Raw genomic sequence first — 19322 nt, 5'->3', positions numbered from 1 at the left:
GTGCGATGGAGGCGTATAACGGTGCTGACTCCGGGCGCGAGCGGCGTAGCCGGATAGCACGGCCGTCGAGAAGATAAACCGTTTTGGTACAGGTAGATGTACGGCCCCGTAGTGACCACCCGTGCCTGACCCAGTACCCGAGACGGATGCGGGCAGTGCGGCGTTCGTCCCGACCGGTATGTCGGTACCGCTTGTAAGAACGGCTCCGGCGGTCGGGGAACCAGCCAAAGCGGGAGATGGGTTATCCCCAAACCGCCTGTTACGGAGACGGTGGGGCAGTTCGGCGGCCGACCGACGGACGACAAACAACGCTTCCGGGCGTCTGCCCCGGCCACCGGACGGAGGACCATGACTCGAAGTGACCGCCGTCCCGGGGTCACCCGGTCGGCAGGCCGGCCCCCGACGTCGGCTCCGGATACGACGGGCAGCCAATATCTATGGAGGACGCCATCATGAGTGTCGCAAATGACGTTCTTGTCCCAATAAGCCCCTCAACGACGCTCAAGCAGACAATCAACTATGCGGTTGAGGTAGCCAACGGAGCGGAAAGCGGCGGCAGCGTCCACCTCGTTTTGACCACGCCGGGCCACCACGTCGGCGGTGAAGGACTGAACCGCGACAAGGAACTGCTCGCGCGGGTTGAGGGGTATGCTGCGGCCGCGGCCGAAGGCAGCGTTTCAATAGAAGCGAAGCTACTCGGCACCGACGAATACTTCGCAGACCCTGAAGACCACTTCGAGCTGCTCGTCAGATACGTCGAGGAACACGGGATAGAGCGGGTCGTCATCGACCGGAGCTACTCCGTCGACGCGACCGCACAACCGCTACAGGATATCGGGGCAGCGCTCGCCGAGGCGGGCATTGATTACGAAGTTCCCGCCGCTTCAGGGAGTTGGCGACCGACGGGCGCCGAGCTAGTCCGGGGGAGTATCATCGCAGTTGTCGCGTTCGGCTTTTATATCGCCCTCGGCGGCCCGACCTACACGTTTGCACTCTGGACGGGCGCTGTGACGGCGCTCATCGCAGCCGTCCTGCTTCGGAACGTCGCCTTCGAACGGACGCCACAACTCGGGGCCGCACTGGCGACGGTCGGGCGCGGGCTGCTTTTCATCCCGTATATGCTGTGGGAGATTACCAAAGCGAACGTCCAGTTCGCCTACGTCGTCTTGCATCCATCGCTGCCGATAGACCCCTGTCTCGACCGCGTCGACGCCGCCGTCGGCGACGGGCTCTCGCTTACCACGTTCGCCAACAGCATCACGCTGACGCCGGGAACGCTGACCGTCGACAGCGTCGGCAACGAGCTGCTGGTACACTCGCTGGCACCATCGGCGCGTGAGGACCTCATCAATGGTCTCCACGAGCGAGCGGTGCGGTTTTTCTTCTACGGTCGGAAGGGGCTTGAGCTTCCGGGGCCGGCTGCCAGAGGCGATGTAGAGCCACTCATTCGGCCGTCGGAAACAAAAGCGGAAGCAATCACAGACGGCGGCACCGACGAAGGAGGTGATGCGGATGACTGAGTACGCCTCCGCGGCGATGGTGCTCGGCGCGGCGGTCGTCGTCGTTCTGACAGTCGCCGTGCTGTATCGTGTTGTCGCCGGGCCAACGACTCACGACCGGGTCGTCGCCATCAACGTCATCGGCACCAGCACGGTCATCGTCATCGCGTTTGTCGCCGCCGGACTCGACCGCCCGGAGTATCTCGATATCGCCATCGTCTACGCCGTTCTCAACTTCGTGTTGAGTCTGGCTGTCGGCCGGTTCGCATACCGTGATGGGGAGGTAAAGTGGCGATGACGCTCGTTACTGCACTCATCGTCCTGCTGGTCGTCTTGGGCGTGTTCTTCACGCTCGTTGCCGCCGTTGGCGTGCTTCGGCTGCCGGATGTTTACACGCGCTCGCATGCGGCGACGAAAGCCGATACGCTCGGGGCCGGCTTTGCCATCGCCGCTGTGGGGCTGTATTTCGGCACTGCAGGGGAGCTGGTTCGGGCCGGTCTGCTGCTCGTGTTCATTTACGTCACGAATCCGACAGCGGCACACGCGATTACCCGTGCCGCATACAGCCAAGACGTCGATGTCTGGACGGTGGATGACAACGACACGGGTACCGATACCGCATCCGCTGCCGACGGAGGTGACTCACAATGATGTGGCTCGGCCTCGAGTTCGCGCTCATCCTGTTCGTCGTCGCGGCGGCCGTCTTCGTCGCGTTCGCACGGGACATCGTGGGCGGCATCGTGACGTATGCCGCGTTTACACTCGGCATCGCAGTGATTTGGGTGCTACTTGCCGCGCCTGACGTCGCGCTCATCGAGGCGGCGGTCGGCGCTGGCGTCACGTCGGTCCTGTTCCTGATTACCGTAATGAAGACAACCGGGATGACCGGCGAGGACGAAGCAGAGACGGGCGACTCCGACGGACGGTTCCGGCCAGTGAACATCCCGGCGGTGCTGATGGTCGGCGGCCTCGCGATTCCGCTCGGCTACGTCATCCTCTCTTTGGACCCCGTTGGCGCGGAGGGCGCGCCGGCGGTGACAGAGACGTACGCCGACGGGTCGCTCACACCGTACGGCCACTACATCCAAGAGACGCTCGAAGAGACCGGCTTCCCCAACGCTGTCGTCGCGGTGCTTGTGGTCTACCGTGGCCTCGACACGCTTGGCGAACTCATCGTCGCGTTCGCCGCCGCAGTGAGCATTCTCGTCGTACTCGAACGGGAGGACATCCTATGAACGGCGATAGCGAGGCACCGACGACGGAAATCGAACGGTCGCTCGGAGACGATGCCGGCTCCGAAGCGATACCCGACGGCGGGACACCGAACACCACCGACGCCCAGAGCCCGGTCGTCAAGACGGTCTCGCGCATCCTGACGCCGTTTGTCGTCGCCTTCGGTGTCTACCTGACGCTGTTCGGCACCAGCCTCCCCGGCGGCGCGTTCCAAGGCGGCGTCGTGATGGCGTCGGCGATTGTCCTCATCGGGTTGGGCTTCGGCTTCGACCCGACTCGCCGATGGCTCGACCCACGCGGGCTAACCGGGCTGTTCGTGCTCGGCTCGTTCCTGTTCGGCGGCATTGCCATGGCCGCGGTCGGGCTGGGTGGTACTGTACTGGAGCTGTTCGTCTTCCCACTCTCCGTCGAGAACATGGTCAAGCTCGTTGAGGTTGCCATCGCGGCGCTTGTCAGCGGCGTGATTACCGGGCTGGTAATCTGGCTCGCTGCCGGCTACGAAACGGGCGGGAAGGGCGGAACATCCGACTCCAACGGAGATGATGACGCATGATTGACGGGACCTACCACTACTATCTGACAGCGTTTGTGCTGTTCCTCATCGGGATATACATGATGATAGACAACCGGAACCTCATCAAGAAGGTAATCGGGCTCAACTTCGCCCAGATTTCGGTCTATCTAATGCTCGTGACAATCGGCTATGTCGAAGACTCCAACCCGCCGATAATCGGGTTCGGCGAGCCACACTCCAACCCGCTCGTGCACGTGCTCGTGTTGACCGCGATTGTCGTCGGCGTCTCGCTGACCGCGCTGGCGCTGGCGCTTGTCATCCGGCTCTACTCGGAGTTCGGCACGCTCGATGCCCGTGAAATCGAGGCGAAGATAGCCGCAAGCGAGGGCGGCGACAAGGGAGGTGACAGCGATGACTGAAGCAATCGTCGCAAGCGTCGCTACCGAGCCCTCGCTGCGGCCGCTTGCCGTACTGCTCGTCCCGCTTGTCACTGTCGGGCTCATCTTCCTCTCGAAGAACCGGCCCAACATCCGAGAGGCGTGGTCGATTCTCGCCGCCGTGACGATGTTCGGCATCGTCGCCAGTATGGTGCCGGACGTTCTCAACGGACGGGTCCACGAGACTGACCTCGGGTTCTTCGTCGAGGGCATCGAACTCGTGTTGCGGGCCGACGGGCTGGGCATGCTCTTTGCCCTCGTCGCCAGCGGCCTCTACGTGGTCACCGCGATATACAGCATCGGCTACATGCGCGGCCACCACGAGCCGTTCCAGACGCGCTTTTTCGCGATGCTGTGTGCGAGCGTCGGGGCGGCACTGGGCGTCGCCTTCGCGTCGAACCTGTTCATGCTGTTGGTCTTTTATGAGGTGCTGACGCTTGCGACCTACCCGCTTGTCGCCCACGACGAGTCCGAAAAGGCCCGCGTCTCGGGGTACAAATACCTCGCGTACGCGCTCTCCGGGGGGCTGGCCGTCTTCGGCGGGATGTTGGCGGTCTACTGGCTGACCGACCCCAGCACGATTACCTTCACCCGGGGCGGCATCGAAGGGCTGGCGACAGTTGCGGCGGCGGACCCATGGGCTGCACGCGGGGCCTTCGCCCTGCTTGCCGGTGGCTTTGCTGTGAAAGCGGCTGTGATGCCGCTGCACTCGTGGCTACCGAGCGCGATGGTCGCGCCGACGCCTGTCTCCGGGCTATTGCACGCGGTGGCGGTCGTCAAGGCCGGCGCGTTCGGCGTGGCTCGCACCATCATCGACGTGTTCGGACCCGAGACGGTCCGGCAAATCGGTATGGGGCTGCCGTTGACCATTGCCGCGGGCGCGACAATCCTCATCGCGAGCCTGTTTGCACTCAGACAGGACAATCTCAAGGCACGGCTGGCCTACTCAACTATCGCCCAGCTGTCCTACATCGTGCTTGGCCTCTCGCTGCTGTCCGGGATGGGGCTCATGGGCGGGCTGCTCCACATCCCGGCACACGCGTTCTCGAAGCTGACGCTGTTCCTCTGTGCCGGCGCGTTGTACGTCGAACTCGACGTCAAGTACATCAGCGAGATGGCCGGCGTCGGAAAGCGAATGCCGGTGACGATGGGGGCGTTCGGGCTGGCGAGCTTCAGTATGGCCGGTATTCCGCTCATGGCCGGCTTCGTCAGTAAGTGGCACCTCATTTGGGGCGGCGCGGAGGCGGGCTATCTGCTCGTCGCACCGCTGCTCGTCCTCTCCGGCGTGCTGAACGTGGCGTACTTCTGGCCGATTATCTACACCGCGTTCTTCGAATCCGAGGACGACGCCGACCAGAAGCCGGTGCTGGACAACCCGTTCGGCGGTGTGTTCGACGACGACGCGTACCTGACAGACGGCGGCGTGTCTTCGGACGACCAACACGAGGACGACAGCCACGACGACCACCACGACGATGGCCACCACGCCCGTCCGGAGCTGCCGCCGGCTGGCGGGTGGGACCGCTCGAACTGGTACGGCGGGGAGACGACGCTGCTTTTGGTCGCCCCGCTTGTGACGACCGCGACGCTGATGTTCATTTTCGGTGTTGCACCGGACTACATCGTCTTCTTCGACCTCATCGAGGGAATCGTCGACGGCGCACTGGAGGTGGATAACTGATGAACGAACTGCTCTCGGTGCCGCCGACGGTGTTTGTTATCGCGGCGGCGCTTGTCGTCCCGTTCGTCTCGCGACGAATCGCCCACGGCGTCAGCATCGCCGCGCTGGTTGCGGTCGTCGGCTGGGCGCTCCTTGTCCCGGACGGTATCGGCCCGACGTACACGTTCATGGGGCTCGATGTCATCGTCGTCTCGGTCGATGACTTCTCGCGGCTGATGGCCATCATATTCGGCGGGTTCGGCGCGGCAGCGGTCGCGTGGGCGTACTTCGCCGACACCGACAACCGCCACCTCCTGTGGGGGCTGGCTTACGTCGGGGCCTCGCTGTGGACGGTGACGGTCGGCGACTGGCTCGGCTTGGTCGTCGGCTGGGAGGTCATGGCCATCGCGAGTACGGTCTTCGTGTGGCTTTCCGGCGGCGCTGCGGTGCGGGCCGGCTACCGGTATGCGATTGCCCACGCCATCGGCGGGAGCCTCCTGCTTGCCGGTGTCGTGCTGTATCTGTTCACGGCCGACCCGAGCGCAACCGCGCTGCATTTCGACGGGACGGGTATTAGCGGCGCACCGATTCCCGGCACCGAAATCTCGCTTGCGGCCGTCCTCGCAGGCGTTGGTATCGGCGTCAACACCGCGATGATCGGTCTGCATAGCTGGCTGCCGGACACCTATCCGCGACCCCACGTCGCCACGTCGGTGTTCCTCTGTTGTTACACCACGAAGTCCGCCGTCTACGCCGCCTACCGCGCGTTCCCGGACGGCAACGTCGTGCTCGCGTTCGTCGGTGCCGCAATGGCGATCTACGGCGCGGGCTTTGCGCTGGCCCAAAAGGACATGCGACGCCTGCTGTCTTACCACATCCAGTCGCAAGTCGGCATCATGCTCGCCGGCATCGGCGTCGGCTCAGCGCTCGGCATCGCCGGCGCGTTCGCCCACCTGTTCAACCACATCCTCTACAAGGGGCTGCTGTTCATGGCCGCCGGCATCCTGATTCTCCAGTTGAAGGAAAACCGGCTCAACAACTTCGGCGCTATCGGTACCTCCGCGCCGATTGCGCTTGTCGTCTTCCTCGTCGGAGCCATGTCGATTAGTGGCGTCCCCGGATTCAACGGCTTCATCAGCAAGGGGATGGTGATGGACGCCGCCGACTACGACTTCCCGTCCGATGTCGTCATCGTCGGCGACTTCTCTATTGACATCCTGTTTTGGATGATTGCAGTCGGCAGCATGGGCACGTTCGCGTCGTTCATCAAGTTCGGCTACTACGCCTTCCTCGATGGGGAGCCGATTGATGCGCCGGACGCGAACCTCGGCCACGCGGTTGTCGCCGGCGCTGTCGCGGCCGCCTGTGTCGTCTTCGGGGTCTACTATCAGGCGCTGGTGCCGTACCTGCCGATGGCCGGCGGGCTTGAGCTTAGCCCCTACTCGCTGTCACACCTGCTAAAGGCGGGCTACCTCGCCGGCGGCGGGATTGCTATCTTCGTCCTCGGCAAGCCGATTATCGACCGGCTCCACGGTGGGTTCGACGTCGACCAGGTGTACGACCCGGCGGCGTTCTATGGCGTCCGGAGCCTCTCGGGCGGTCTCGGTGGCCTCTACAACCGGGTCGACGGGCTGGTCGTCGGCACCGGCTGGCGGCTCGTCGGAACGGTCCACGAGCCGAGTACAGCCATCCGGGGAGCCATCCCGGAGAGCTGGCAGGACGCCTACGACCGCCGGTATGAGAGCACACCGGGCAAGACCGGCGGCAAACTCGGTATCGGTCTGACAATCTACGTCGCAGCCGGCGTACTCACCGTCGCGCTCGCTATCGCACTCTTCATCTAACAATGACCGGATACATGCCACGACGACTGATGACGGCTGGACGGGACAGCGAACACGAAGCCGAAGCCGAGGGGGGACGGTAGGATGGACGCATACAGCTGGCTGCTGGCGGTCATCATCCTCCTGCCGCTGATTTCCGCGTCGGTGCCGATTGCGGCGTCTGTCCGCTGGAAGAACGTTGGCTGGGCCATCGCCGCCGTCGTCGTCTCCGCGACGTTCGCGATGTCGGTTGCCCTCGCGTGGATGGTCCCGCGGGCAGAAGACAGGCTCCTCGCCCACCAGCTCGGCGGTGTCGAGGTACCTATCGGTATCGAGCTGTTCGCCGACGAGTTCTCAGTTATTGTTCTTCTGCTCGTGTTAGCGGTTTGTCTCGGCGTGCTCGTGTTTACTCGCATCGGCGGGCCACGGGGGAACGCCTTCTACAGCGGATTCTTGCTCCTTGTCGGCGGGATGATGGGCATCCTGCTCACTGGCGACCTGTTCAATATGTATGTCTTCCTCGAGATCATGGCGATCTCCTCGTATGCCTTGGTCTCAGCCTCGAAATACCGGTGGTCGACCTACGCCGCATTCAAGTATCTGCTCGTCGGCACGGTCGGAGCCGGCTTCTACCTGCTTGGGGTTGCACTGGTGCTTGCTTCAACCGGGACGCTGACGATGCGGCTGCTGCCCGAGCTGCTGGCCGCTGTCGGCTACACCGACCCCGTGGTGGTCGCCGCGTTCATCCTGATGGCGGTCGGGCTCGCCATCAAAATCGCGCTCTTCCCGGTGCACACGTGGCTGGCTGACGCCCACGCATCCGCGCCGGACGGCATCAGCGCCGTCATCTCCGCGCTGGTGCCCGCCGTCGCGGTCTACGCCTTTGCCCGCGTGCTCTTTACCGTCTACACGCTCGATTTCATCGCGGCAAACCCCGTTATCGGGAACCTGCTGCTCGTCGCCGCCCTCTTTAGCCTCTTTGCCGGGAGCTTCTTCGCACTCCTGCAGGACCACATCAAGCTCGTGCTCGCGTATTCGACGGTCTCGCAGTTCGGGCTAATATTCGTCGGCATCGCAATCGCAAACGAGACCGCGGTCTTCGGCGCGATACTCCAGATATTCGGCCACGGCGTTGTCAAGGCCTCGCTGTTCGTGCTGGCCGGGATGTTCGCTCTGCGGTTCGGCGGCATCCGGACGCTCAAGGAGTACAGCGGGGTCGCTGAACGAGCGCCGATAATGGCCGGGGCCTTCGCCGTGCTCGGCATTGCGATGATCGGTCTGCCGCCGACGGTCGGGTTCGCCGGCAAGTGGTACATCGCGCTGGGGGCCTTCGAGGCGGGGCTGTGGCAGGTTTCGCTGCTCGTGCTCGGTAGCACGCTGCTTTCGGCGGGCTACATCCTGCCGTTCATCAACCGGATTTACTTCCATCCCTTCGAAGGCGAGGACGTCGACGCGGCGAAGGTTACCACGGGAATGCTAATCGCCATCATCATCGGAGCGGGAATCGGGCTGCTGCTCGGCTTCGCCTCCGCCGAGATTCAGGCGGCGGTCAGTACGGCTGTCGAACGACTGGTCGCATAAAAACGGTCGTCGAACGGCAGCCTACCCGAAGTAGTTCGCCAACCGCTCTGCGGCCTCTTCTGCGCGCGGCGTGACGACCGCAAACCGAAGCCACTCGGCGCGCGACTCGCCGAAGGCATCTCCGGGCATCCCTGCGACGCCCGCCTCGTCGATGAGCCGCTCGGTGTGTGCAAGCGTTCCCGGATACCCATCGAACCGTGCCATCACATAAAATGCCCCCTGTGGCCGGGTGTACTCAGCGCCGGCCGCATCCAGTGCCGCACAGAACGCATCGATGCGCTCTTCGAGCATCGACCGGTTGCGCTCGTAGTATTCGGCCGGTGTCTCACGCAACGCGTGTAACACGGCGTGCTGGGCCGGCCGCGAGCCGGCGACATTGACGAGCATGTGGCGGGTTCGGATGTCGTCGACGAGTCGTTCCGGGTAGACCCCGTAGCCGACACGGAAGCCGGTGATGGCCATCGATTTCGAGAAGGCGTTGGTGACAGCGACGTTGGCGGAGTCGAAGGCAAGCGCCGACTCGAAGGCGTCCGGTTCGTAGACGAAGTGGTCGTAGACCTCATCGGAGACCAAGAGCGCATCGTGGCGTTCGGCGATATCGACGAGTTCCTGTTTCGTTTCGCGGCCGTAGACCGCGCCCGTCGGGTTGTTCGGGGAGTTGACGACGATAGCGGCCGTCTCGTCGCTTGCGGCCGCACGAACCGCCGCCGGGTCGACGCGTCCATCAGCGTCGGCAGCGACGAACGTCGGCGTCCCACCGAGCAGTTCGGTCCGCTTGTGGTAGTAGGGATAGACCGGGTCGACAAGCAGGATTTCATCGCCCGGCTGCGATTCGAGCGCCTCGGCCATCGCCAGATAGTTGGCTTCGCCGGCACCGTTCGTGACGACGACCCGCTCGCGGTCGACACCACGTCGGGCAGCGATTTCGGCACGAAGCTCGGCGAGCCCCTCGCTCGGCGGGTACTGGAACGTGTCGACATCGGCGGACACATACGCCGCAAGCCCCTCACGGAGCGCCTCGGGGGGCTCCCAGTCGGGGTTGCCCGAGACCATGTCGACGACGTCCCGGTCGGCGTTGGCCGCATACTCCATCAGGTGGAAAAAGACCGGTCGGTCGTAGTCGCCCATACAGGGTGCACCAGCGGCCGACCACGTCGGTCTGTCGCTTTCGGTCGGTCGACAGGAGTCTCCACTCGACGCCCGGTTTCAAGTCGATACGGGCCGTCGTCCCGGTATGAATATCGAACGCGCCGTCGGCGAGATGCTGGCCGACCGCGGCGAGTACGTGGCGACGGCCGAGTCGTGTACCGGCGGCCTCATCGGGTCGCTACTGACCGACATACCGGGGGCAAGCGACTACTTCGACCGGTCTATCGTTACCTACAGCTACGATGCAAAGCTCGAAGACCTCGGCGTGCCCCGCGAGATACTCGACGCGGAGGGCGCGGTCAGCGAGCCGGTCGCCGAACAGATGGCTCGTGGTGTCCGCGACCACGCCGGCGTTACGTGGGGCGTCGCAACGACCGGTATCGCGGGACCGGAAGGCGGGTCCGAGGGAAAGCCAGTCGGAACGGTTTACATCGGCGTTGCCCGCGCCGCCGACTGGGGGACCGGCGACTCGTGGTGGTCGGTCGAACGATACGTCTTCGACGGCTCGCGGACGGAAATCAAGCGGCAGATCGCCGTGCAAGCACTCGAAGACCTCAAGACGGCAGCGGCGTCGGAACCACGCTGACACGGGCAGCCGTCGGGCGTTCCGGCTACCGGAGGGGTGCTGTCGGAGGCCCGAACACGAACGACCTTTATTTGGGGCGCTGTTGCCGGGTGTATGAACAAGGAGGGACACGTCCTCAACGCGGTGGTGCTCGGGGTCGGTCTCGGGTTCGTCCTCGAACCCGCGGGGTCGATGGAGACGCTCCGGACAGTCGTCGCCGTGACCGTACCGGTCGTCCTCGGGGCGCTGTTTCCGGATGTCGACACCGCATTCGGCAAGCACCGTAAAACGCTGCACAACCTCCCCATCCTCGGGCTTTTTGTCGCGTTCCCGTTCGTCTTCGGGAACCTCAGCTACGTCTGGATAGGCGTTCTCACCCACTACGTACTCGATTATCTGGGGAGCCGCCGGGGCATCGCGCTGTTTTATCCGCTTTCCAGTACCGAGTACGGCTCGCCGTTCGGCGTGACAACGTCCAGCCGGTTTGCCAACGCGGTGACGCTCATCGTCACCGGCGTTGAGTTGGCGGTCGCGGTGGCTATCGTCCACGTCCTCCCGGCGTACGTCGATATCGCCGAACTAACCGCACAGCTGCCGGTCTAGTAGACGCTCACGTCGTCGAACCGGCCGTCGTAGGCGATGTGGTCCGGATGGGTCGGCTCGGTTCCGGAGAGGAACAGGCGGTCGATTTTCCCCCAACTGTTCTCGTAAAACAGGTGGCCGAATTCGGCCATGCAACGGAGCCGATGCCGCGGCCCGTCCCGGTGATAGACACCGCGTGGGACGCCCTCCCGAAGCGCCGCGACGAGTTCGTCGGCAGTTTCGAACCGCCGGTCGAAACCGGTCCAGACCTCGCCGACCGTTCCCGGGAGATGGGCATACGAGGAGCCGAACGCCGGCAGTTCGAATTCTGCAGCCAGTTCACGGGCCCGCTCGTTGTGTGTCGCGAAGTGTTTCGGGTTGTAGACCTCGACGGCGTGGATCCGGTCGCGGTGGGCGCGGATGTCGTGGGCTTCGAGACTCACCGTCGCGAACTCCGGATGCGGCGCGAGCACGGCAGCGTCCTGTCTATCGAACTCGGCCATCGCGGCTTCGAGCGTGATGAAATCGGGGACGGGGGCTTCGAGTCCGACCGCGAGGACGTGCTTCCGGTTGCGCCAGTCGCCGGTGAACACCTCGCGGCCGGGAACGACGAGCAGGTCGTCGTCGGTGAACTCGGCGGCCCGTTCGCGGATATCGGGTAGCCGAGTAAAGTGTGGCGCGTAAACGAGGCCATCGAGACCGCGTGCCTTCGCCCGTTCAGCGACTGTCTCGTCGAGTACCTTCACGTGTGCGTCGAGCCGGAACCGGTCCATGCCGGCGGCTACTGGCCGACACGCGTTATCCGTTCCGATTGAGCGGGAAAGATTTTATATCAGCACACCGAGGCTGCGGGTATGTGGGAGTGCGCAATCGACGGCTGTGAGTACGCCACCGACGATGTCGAGGACCTCCTCGTCCATCAGGCCGAGGCCCACGGACAGCACACCTGCAAAGTGTGCGGAACGACGGTTCCCGACGGCTTCTTTGCGATTCGACACGCCTTCACCGAACACTCGCGGGCGGAGTACCTCAGAAACTACGAGGCAGACACCGACGATATCCGACACCGCGAGAAGGTCGCAAAGGAGATTCAGAAACAGGCCGATATCGAGCGCGTCGTCGACCGTATCAAATCGGAACCGGCGGAGCCGCAGGCCTGATTACCGTTCTTCGGAGTCGAGTACGCGAATCTGGTCGCCGCGGACCGTAACCGGAATCGGGACCGTCGCCTCGTAGAGTTCGACTGTCACCTGGTCTTTGCCCTCGTCGATGCGCTGGACCTGCGCTTTCTCGCCTTTGAACGGACCGGCGATGAGTTCGACGATGTCGCCTTCCGCGATGCCCTCGACATCGGGCTTTGGGCTGAGGAAGTGTTCGACCTCGCTGAACGGCGACGGCTGCTCGGAGACGAGCGTCCGTGCGTGTGGAATATCCTCAAGCGCCCGGCTGATGGCCGCGGTGTCGTCGGCTTCGACCATCACGTAGCTCGTCAGTGCGTCGGGAGCAAGCGTGGCGTGGATGCCTTCCTCCTCGCGGCTGATGAGCATATCGGCGACGGTTCGTTCCTGACTGGCAGTCGTCTTGACCGAGTAGATCGCCATCACGGACCACCCGGCACGAACGTCATAATCGAGAAGATGACGAAGCCGATGAAGCCAACGAGCAGGATGCCGAGGCCGGCGATGGTCGCCACCTTCGAGAACTCATCCCACGTCGGCGTGCTTGCGAGCTTCAACACGCGGATGTAGGACGTGAGGTCGGTCGGCGTTTTCATATGCCTCAGTTTCGTCTCGGGGGTTTTTTACCTGTTGGTTAGGCGGTCGGGCTACTCGACGTAGTCGATGTCGTCGTCGCCGGCGGCAGCGCGCTCACGCTCGACTTCGCTTTTGCCGTAAATCTGTGGGCTCTCGACGCCAGTGACGACTATCATCGTCTCCATCTTGCCGTCGAACTCGGGGTCGACCGAAGCACCCCAGATGATGCGCGCGTCGGGGTCGATGCGGTCGTAGATCTCCTCGACGACGCCCTCGGCTTCCTCGATAGACATGTCGGGGCCACCAACGACGTTGACGAGAGCGCTCTGTGCGCCGTCGAATTCGACATCGAGCAGCGGCGACCGGAGGGCAGAGCGGATGGAGTCTTGGGCCTTGTTTTCGGAATCGGACTCGCCGAGGCCGATCATGGCGACACCGCCGTTCTCCATGATTGTCTTCACGTCAGCGAAGTCGACGTTGACCAGCCCCGGCTTGGTGATCAGTTCGGTCATCCCCTTGACAGACCGCATGAGGACGCGGTCGCAGATTTTGAACGCGTCCTGCAGCGGCATGTTCGGCGCGTAATCGAGCAGTCGGTCGTTGGGGATGACGATGACCGTGTCAGCGACCGCTCGGAGGCGTTCGAGGCCGGCGTCGGCGTTGGCACGGCGGCGCTCGCCTTCGGCGGTAAAGGGAATCGTCACGATGGCGATGGTCAGCGCGCCTTGGTCTTGGGCAGCCTGTGCGACGACCGGCGCAGAGCCGGTCCCCGTCCCACCACCAAGTCCGGCGGTGATGAAGACCATATCGGAGCCGTCGATAGAGTTCGTGATATCTTCGAGGTTTTCTTGGGCGGCTTCCTCGCCGATTTTCGGTACGGAACCAGCCCCGCGGCCGCCGGTCCGCTGGCGGCCGATGAGGATTTTCTCGTCGGCTTCGACCTCGGTGGCGAGGTGCTGGGCGTCGGTGTTGGCGGCGACGAGCTTTGCGCCGTGGATGCCGGCTTCGGCCATCCGGGTGACGGTGTTGCCGCCGGCCCCGCCGCAGCCGACGACGGTAATTTTCGTCTGGAGGTCCTTGACGACGCTTGCCAGCTCTTCGTCGGTCATCGTCCCCGACGACTTCACATCGGCGTCAGTAGTGCCAGCGTCGGCGGAGTCGGTCGGCGTCGCGTCCCCGGACGACGCCTCCCCGTCCTCTTCGGCTTCGTCGATAGCGTCTTCGATAATCGAGTCCATTAGTGGCCTGTTGTGTCGCACGCCCATAAAGTATCTTTCCCCGTCGTCGGACAGGCGTCTGACCGGAAAAACAAACGCCAATCGGGGGAGGGGCCATTTCGGAGAGAGACAGCAGTATAAATCATATAGTGCGATATCAAATGGAGGAGGGCGGCTGGCTCCGGCTGAATATCCGAACAAACGAAAAGCATTCACTCGGCGATGATGCTACTCGACGATTGCACGATAGAAGCCTGACAAGAGAGTCGTACTGCGTCGTCAACCCCGTGTTCAGAACTCGAACCGACGCTCTCGGACCCGATGGACATCGTCCGGCGTGACGGTCTCGCCGTCCACGTCGACCGAGGCCCCGGATGAGAGCTTGCCAAAGGCCGGCCCCTCATCAACGCCGGCGTCACGGGCCAGCTCCGGGTCAAACGCCTCCCGATGGGCGATGACCGTCGACGCTTCGATTTCAACGCTGTCGTACTTCGTGTCGAGAACCGCCGCGAGCGACTCGACGAGCGAACGGTAATCATCAGCAGCCGCAAGCGCGACCGGGCCGACGGCCAGCGAGCCGCCGTCGGCCGTTCCATAGGCCAGCGCTACCGCGTCAGCGGCCTCGCGGACCGCCGTTCGGTCGACGCCGTTGGCCTCGTCGAGCAGTTCGTCAGGAAGCTCCTCAGTGACAAACTCGCCGTCATACCCAGTTGCTGGCTCGCCGAGCCGAAGTCCGTCATCGATGGGGCCACAGTCGTCCTCGAGGCGGCCGACGAGCGACAGCGGAACGCCCGTCGTCTCTTGGAGGAACGTCTCCGAGAGGACCTCGAAGCCGAGGTCCTCGATGACGGCTTCCAGCTCCGGCCGGTCGCCGTCGACGAGCGCGAACTCGGTGCCGCTGGCCTGAAAGGCCTTGGCGATGACCGCTCGCGAGTCACGGGGGTCGCCGAGTTCCGTCAGCGACCAGTCGGCAGCCACGTGGCCGACGCCCCAGTCAGTGTCGGTCAGCACGCGGTCAAACCGGGGGGCGTAGTGGCCGCCGCCGAAGCCAACGACGGTGCGCTCGGTGTGCGGTTCGACGCCCCGCAGCGACAGAATCGAACGCGCGACCGCCGCCGCACCCTCGGAGTCTTGCCACTGGTCGGGGCCGCTACCGAGTTCGACAAACAGCGACGAGCAGCCGACCGTGCTCGGGCCGTGGTGGGTACACTCGATGCCGACATCGTAGTCGTCCGGGGCGTGCGTCTCGAAGGCATCGCGAACCGCCGAGAGGGCGTTCGGGGCCGCGCGGGCGAGCGAGCCGTCACCGCCGCCGTACTCGGCGGGGCCGAAGTTGCCCGTCGCGTGGGCGGTCAGCAGCGGTCCGGTGTCGCCGGAGTGTCGCGAAGCAAAGACGAGGAGGTCCGGCTCCTCGAACGCCGACGCCGCTCCGTCGAGGTGGATGTGGAGGTCATCGAAGATGCGCAGTTCCGCCCTGTCGGTCCGGTAGTAGGTACCGCCACCGGCGCCGTCAGCGCGGCGTTCGTCTTCGTGTTCAGTCCAGTCGGCAAGCGAGCGAAGCTTCCGGCCGATATGTTCGGAAGCCTCGTCAGCGCGAGAGACGACGATAGCGAGCATACACGGTGGGAGCGGACGGCCGGCAAAGAAAGCGCGGTTCGACGGAGGTCCGGTCGGGGCAGAGCGTGGATTTTCCGCCGAGCCACTCATTCAATATCGTGCCATGTAGTTTATCGGCTCATCATCACCACCGTCCGGAGAAGGTTTGTATCCGCGGGCCGACGCCGACGAGTATGGACGTTTACGGACTCATCGGCAACCCTGTCGAGCACTCAGTTTCGCCGCCGATGCACGAAGCAGCATACGAAGCGTTGGGGCTGGACGCCCGCTACGTCACGTTCGAGCCCGCCAGCGAACAGTTGGATACCGCGCTTGAGGGAGCGTCGGCGCTCGGCGTCCGCGGGCTGAACGTCACGATACCGTTCAAGGAGGACGTACTCGACGTAGTCGAGCCGGACCCGCTGGCCGAGCGAATCGGCGCGGTGAACACTATCGACTTCGAGGGTGAGCCGACCGGTCACAACACCGACGCAGCCGGCGTCATCCGGGCGTTCCAGCACCACGATGTCGAGCGTTCCGGGACCGCCGTCGTCGTTGGGGCCGGCGGAGCCGGGCGGGCTGCAGCGTTCGCCCTCGCCGATGAGGGGATGGAGGTCCACATCGCCAACCGGACGGTTTCGCGGGCAACAGCGCTCGCTACGGAGGTCCCCGACGCGACGGGCCACGGACTCGACGAACTGGCGGAGTTGGTCCCGGATGCCGACGTGCTGGTCAACGCGACGAGCGTCGGTATGGAGGCCGACGAGACGCCAGTGCCGAAAAGGCACCTCCACGAGGGGCTGGCCGTCCTCGATGCCGTCTATGCGCCGCTGGAAACGCGGTTGCTCCGGGAGGCCGACGCGGCCGGCGCGACAACCATCGACGGCGCGTGGATGCTCCTGTTCCAAGGCGTCGAAGCGTTCGAAATATGGACCGGAAAAGCGGCACCCGTCGAACCGATGAACGAGGCGCTCCGGTCGTCGTTATAAACCATTTGTCAGTTGTTGACGGAGCCGCCCGGCTTTAAGTATCTCCTCGCGTAAACGTCGCATATGGGCGTGTTCAAACTACTACGGACAGTGTTCGGCCTTGGCCGCTCGGAAGGTACCAGCGGAACCGAAGTCTCGGTCGAACACGAACCGGAAGGGGGAGATGACACAGACGAACTATCGGAGGCGGACGAAGACACAGACGGAGCGTCGGACGCAGACGACGCCGTCGCCGCAGAAACCGACGCGGCAGCTTCAACAGGGTCAATGGCAGAAGAGCCGACGAGCGACCCCGAGACGGCCGCGGAGCCGGCTGAAGCCGGTGCCGGTGTGTCCGACCACAGCGGTACCGACACTGTCGCCGCCGAAAGCGCCGAAGCAGCAGGGCCGGTGCCGGACGAACCGGAAGGCGGGGACGAGCCGGTCGAAAACGTCAACGGCATTGGCCCGGCCTACGCGAAGCGACTTTCCGACGCCGGCATCGAAACGGTCACGCAGCTACTCGATGCCGACCCCGAAGCGGTCGCCGACGAGACCGACCTCTCGGCAAAGCGTATCAGCGGCTGGCAGGAAAACGCCGAGGAACGGTAGGGACCGCAAAGCCGTTGTCGCTTGCCCCCTTTTCAGGTACTAATGCGAGTCGTCACCGACAGGGCGTCGTTCCGCAGTGCGGCGGCCGACGCCCCGGATTCGGCGCGGGTCCCCGTCGAGCTGCGGGTCACCGTCGCCGACCCCTTCGAGGCGTACCGCCGCGCTCGAGACGGCGATGGCGGCGATATCTATCTGGAGACAACCGGCGGCCAATCAGGCTGGGGCTACTTTGCGACGGACCCCCGCGAACGGACGACCGTTCGCGCCAGCGCAGTTGCATCCGACGGCGAATCGCCATCGCTCGAAGCGGTTGACTCGTTGTTAGAAGGCACGACGCTTGAGCGAGGGGGCTGTGACGTTCCGTATCCCTGCGGCGTCTTCGGGTGGCTTTCGTACGACATCGCTCGAGAGCTTGAGTCGTTGCCGGACGACACCCGAGACGACCGTGGGCTACCGCGGCTACAGGTCGCCACGTACGACCGGGTGGCGGCGTGGGAGGAGCCGCGAAGCGAGGAGACGACGCTCCGGGTAACTGCCTGCCCGAAGGTCGGTGCGTACGACTCCATGTCGGCGGCCTACGAGCACGGGGTTGAGCGAGCCCGCGACCTCATCGCGAAGGCGACAAACGGTGACCCATCGGTGGGCCAACCGCCAGTCTCGGGGACAGAAGCGACGTTCGAAAGCGACTGCACGCGGGCGGCGTTTGCCGACCGCGTCCGCCGGGTCAAATCGTACATCCGCGACGGCGAGACGTTCCAGGCGAACATCTCACAGCGGCTTTCGGCTCCGGCGACAGTCCACCCTGTCTCGGCGTACGCGGCCCTCCGACGGGTGAACCCGGCCCCGTACTCGGCGCTCGTGGAGTTCCCCGGCGTCGACCTTGTGAGCGCGAGCCCGGAGCTGTTGCTCGATGTCGACGGCGACAGGCTGTTGACCGAACCCATCGCTGGCACCAGACCGCGGGGAGAGACACAGACAGAAGACGAACGGCTGGAGGCTGACCTGCTCGGAGACGAGAAGGAACGGGCCGAGCACGCGATGCTCGTCGACCTCGAACGGAACGACCTCGGGAAAGTAAGCGAGTACGGCAGCGTCGATGTCCGGGAGTACCGACGGGTCGACCGCTACTCCGAAGTGATGCATTTGGTCAGTCTCGCGGAGGGGACCCGGCGGGCGGACTGTTCGCTCGCCGACGCCGTGGGGGCTGTCTTCCCCGGCGGGACGATTACGGGCGCACCGAAACCAAGAACGATGGAGATAATCGACGAGGTTGAGACGACCCGCCGCGGCCCGTACACCGGGGCAATCGGCCTGTTCGGCTTCGACGAGCGAGCGACACTCAACATCGTCATCCGGACACTCGTCCGGCAGGGTGACAGCTACTATCTCCGCGTCGGGGCCGGCATCGTCGACGACTCCGACCCTGACGCCGAATACGACGAGACGCTCGATAAGGGCCGGGCACTCGTAACGGCGATAGACGAAGCACTCGCCGAGCGGGCGACGTTCACGATGGAGGCGGCAAAGCGATGACCGGGGAAGACGCCGAGAGCCAGCCGACCGTGCTCGTTATCGACAACTACGACTCCTTCGTCTACAACCTCGTTCAGTACGTCGGCACGCACGCCAACGTTGTGGTTCGGCGCAACGATGAGATATCCGCTGCGGGAATCGGACGGCTCGACCCCGACGGCATCGTGGTCTCGCCGGGACCGGGGACACCAACCGATGCTGGCGTGTCGATGCCGATATTCGAGTCGCTGTCGTATCCGACACTGGGAGTCTGTCTCGGCCACCAAGCGCTGTGTGCCGCCAACGGCGCCGCTGTCGGCCATGCCCCGGAGGTCGTCCACGGAAAGCCATCGGTCATCAACCACGACGGCCGCGGCATCTTCGCGTCGCTTCCGGACCGCTTCGAGGTCGGGCGCTACCACTCACTTTCGGTCGAGCCGGGCGAGTTGCCGGCGTCGCTCGTGGAGACAGCGCGTACCGACGACGAGCGCGGCGTCGTCATGGGCGTCCGTCACCGCGAAAGGCCCCACATTGGCGTCCAGTTTCACCCGGAGAGCATCCTGACCGACGCCGGCGAGCAGATGATAGCGGCCTTCTGTTCGCAGTGTAAAACGGACTGA

Annotated in this window: 22 protein-coding genes; 16 read left to right on the top strand and 6 right to left on the bottom strand. The window is 64.4% G+C overall.

From position 1 onward, the window contains the following. Positions 1 to 437: 437 nt before the first annotated feature. The 9 genes from NP_RS02115 to NP_RS02075 all read left to right on the top strand — a co-directional run bounded on the left by NP_RS02115 (position 438) and on the right by NP_RS02075 (position 8747). Complete coding sequence (locus NP_RS02115) at positions 438 to 1520, top strand: monovalent cation/H+ antiporter subunit E (RefSeq protein WP_011322148.1); 1083 nt, start codon at positions 438 to 440, stop codon at positions 1518 to 1520. Continuing rightward, positions 1513 to 1797 (top strand): cation:proton antiporter, encoded by a 285-nt coding sequence (locus tag NP_RS02110; RefSeq protein WP_011322147.1) that lies wholly within the window; start codon positions 1513 to 1515, stop codon positions 1795 to 1797. Before NP_RS02115 ends, NP_RS02110 begins: the two co-directional genes overlap by 8 nt. After that, a complete protein-coding gene (gene mnhG, locus NP_RS02105; protein WP_011322146.1) occupies positions 1794 to 2150 on the top strand; it encodes a monovalent cation/H(+) antiporter subunit G in 357 nt (118 codons plus the stop codon). The genes NP_RS02110 and mnhG overlap by 4 nt, the downstream gene beginning before the upstream one ends. After that, a complete protein-coding gene (locus tag NP_RS02100) occupies positions 2147 to 2734 on the top strand; it encodes a DUF4040 domain-containing protein (RefSeq protein WP_011322145.1) in 588 nt (195 codons plus the stop codon). The genes mnhG and NP_RS02100 overlap by 4 nt, the downstream gene beginning before the upstream one ends. Next, positions 2731 to 3285, top strand: a complete 555-nt coding sequence (locus NP_RS02095; protein WP_011322144.1) for an MnhB domain-containing protein — start codon at positions 2731 to 2733, stop codon at positions 3283 to 3285. Before NP_RS02100 ends, NP_RS02095 begins: the two co-directional genes overlap by 4 nt. After that, the gene (locus NP_RS02090) at positions 3282 to 3665 is read left to right on the top strand and encodes a sodium:proton antiporter (RefSeq protein WP_011322143.1); all 384 of its coding nucleotides are present in this window, start codon (positions 3282 to 3284) and stop codon (positions 3663 to 3665) included. The genes NP_RS02095 and NP_RS02090 overlap by 4 nt, the downstream gene beginning before the upstream one ends. Then, positions 3658 to 5364, top strand: a complete 1707-nt coding sequence (locus NP_RS02085; RefSeq protein ID WP_011322142.1) for a cation:proton antiporter — start codon at positions 3658 to 3660, stop codon at positions 5362 to 5364. Before NP_RS02090 ends, NP_RS02085 begins: the two co-directional genes overlap by 8 nt. Then, on the top strand, positions 5364 to 7187 hold the full coding sequence (locus NP_RS02080; protein ID WP_011322141.1) for a Na(+)/H(+) antiporter subunit D: 1824 nt from the start codon (positions 5364 to 5366) through the stop codon (positions 7185 to 7187). Before NP_RS02085 ends, NP_RS02080 begins: the two co-directional genes overlap by 1 nt. A gap of 84 nt (positions 7188 to 7271) precedes the next feature. Beyond that, complete coding sequence (locus NP_RS02075) at positions 7272 to 8747, top strand: monovalent cation/H+ antiporter subunit D family protein (RefSeq protein WP_011322140.1); 1476 nt, start codon at positions 7272 to 7274, stop codon at positions 8745 to 8747. Between the two features lie 21 nt (positions 8748 to 8768). Here NP_RS02075 and NP_RS02070 read toward each other — a convergent pair whose 3' ends face one another. Beyond that, entirely contained in the window at positions 8769 to 9875 is a 1107-nt protein-coding gene (locus NP_RS02070; protein WP_011322139.1) for a pyridoxal phosphate-dependent aminotransferase, read from the bottom strand. 106 nt (positions 9876 to 9981) lie between these two features. Here NP_RS02070 and NP_RS02065 point away from each other — a divergent pair, with 106 nt between their 5' ends. Further along, positions 9982 to 10482, top strand: a complete 501-nt coding sequence (locus NP_RS02065) for a CinA family protein (protein ID WP_011322138.1) — start codon at positions 9982 to 9984, stop codon at positions 10480 to 10482. 93 nt (positions 10483 to 10575) lie between these two features. Beyond that, positions 10576 to 11064, top strand: a complete 489-nt coding sequence (locus tag NP_RS02060) for a metal-dependent hydrolase (RefSeq protein WP_011322137.1) — start codon at positions 10576 to 10578, stop codon at positions 11062 to 11064. Here NP_RS02060 and NP_RS02055 read toward each other — a convergent pair. Continuing rightward, the gene (locus tag NP_RS02055; protein ID WP_011322136.1) at positions 11061 to 11816 is read right to left on the bottom strand and encodes a PHP domain-containing protein; all 756 of its coding nucleotides are present in this window, start codon (positions 11814 to 11816) and stop codon (positions 11061 to 11063) included. The genes NP_RS02060 and NP_RS02055 overlap by 4 nt on opposite strands. Positions 11817 to 11897: 81 nt before the next feature. On the opposite strand from NP_RS02055, the gene NP_RS02050 reads away from it, so the two are divergent. Further along, complete coding sequence (locus NP_RS02050; protein ID WP_011322135.1) at positions 11898 to 12203, top strand: DUF7565 family protein; 306 nt, start codon at positions 11898 to 11900, stop codon at positions 12201 to 12203. On the opposite strand, the gene NP_RS02045 is transcribed toward NP_RS02050, so the two are convergent. The 4 genes from NP_RS02045 to NP_RS02030 form a co-directional block, all read right to left on the bottom strand. Then, positions 12204 to 12644, bottom strand: a complete 441-nt coding sequence (locus tag NP_RS02045; protein WP_011322134.1) for a transcription elongation factor Spt5 — start codon at positions 12642 to 12644, stop codon at positions 12204 to 12206. Then, entirely contained in the window at positions 12644 to 12817 is a 174-nt protein-coding gene (locus NP_RS02040; RefSeq protein WP_011322133.1) for a protein translocase SEC61 complex subunit gamma, read from the bottom strand. Before NP_RS02040 ends, NP_RS02045 begins: the two co-directional genes overlap by 1 nt. Positions 12818 to 12868: 51 nt before the next feature. Further along, complete coding sequence (gene ftsZ, locus NP_RS02035; RefSeq protein WP_011322132.1) at positions 12869 to 14035, bottom strand: cell division protein FtsZ; 1167 nt, start codon at positions 14033 to 14035, stop codon at positions 12869 to 12871. Between the two features lie 270 nt (positions 14036 to 14305). Next, on the bottom strand, positions 14306 to 15631 hold the full coding sequence (locus tag NP_RS02030; RefSeq protein WP_011322131.1) for a D-aminoacyl-tRNA deacylase: 1326 nt from the start codon (positions 15629 to 15631) through the stop codon (positions 14306 to 14308). Positions 15632 to 15804: 173 nt separating this feature from the next. Here NP_RS02030 and NP_RS02025 point away from each other — a divergent pair, with 173 nt between their 5' ends. The 4 genes from NP_RS02025 (at position 15805) to NP_RS02010 (ending at position 19322) form a co-directional block, all read left to right on the top strand. Further along, a complete protein-coding gene (locus NP_RS02025; protein WP_011322130.1) occupies positions 15805 to 16599 on the top strand; it encodes a shikimate dehydrogenase in 795 nt (264 codons plus the stop codon). A 63-nt stretch (positions 16600 to 16662) separates the two neighbouring features. Then, entirely contained in the window at positions 16663 to 17190 is a 528-nt protein-coding gene (locus NP_RS02020; RefSeq protein WP_011322129.1) for a helix-hairpin-helix domain-containing protein, read from the top strand. A 42-nt stretch (positions 17191 to 17232) separates the two neighbouring features. After that, complete coding sequence (locus NP_RS02015) at positions 17233 to 18723, top strand: anthranilate synthase component I family protein (RefSeq protein ID WP_011322128.1); 1491 nt, start codon at positions 17233 to 17235, stop codon at positions 18721 to 18723. Continuing rightward, positions 18720 to 19322 carry an anthranilate synthase component II gene (locus NP_RS02010; RefSeq protein WP_011322127.1) on the top strand — a complete coding sequence of 201 codons (603 nt, stop codon included), beginning with the start codon at positions 18720 to 18722 and terminating at the stop codon, positions 19320 to 19322. Before NP_RS02015 ends, NP_RS02010 begins: the two co-directional genes overlap by 4 nt.

Source organism: Natronomonas pharaonis DSM 2160 (assembly GCF_000026045.1).
GTDB classification, from domain to species: Archaea; Halobacteriota; Halobacteria; order Halobacteriales; family Haloarculaceae; genus Natronomonas; species Natronomonas pharaonis.
This window is presented reverse-complemented; position numbering and strand designations above follow the sequence as displayed.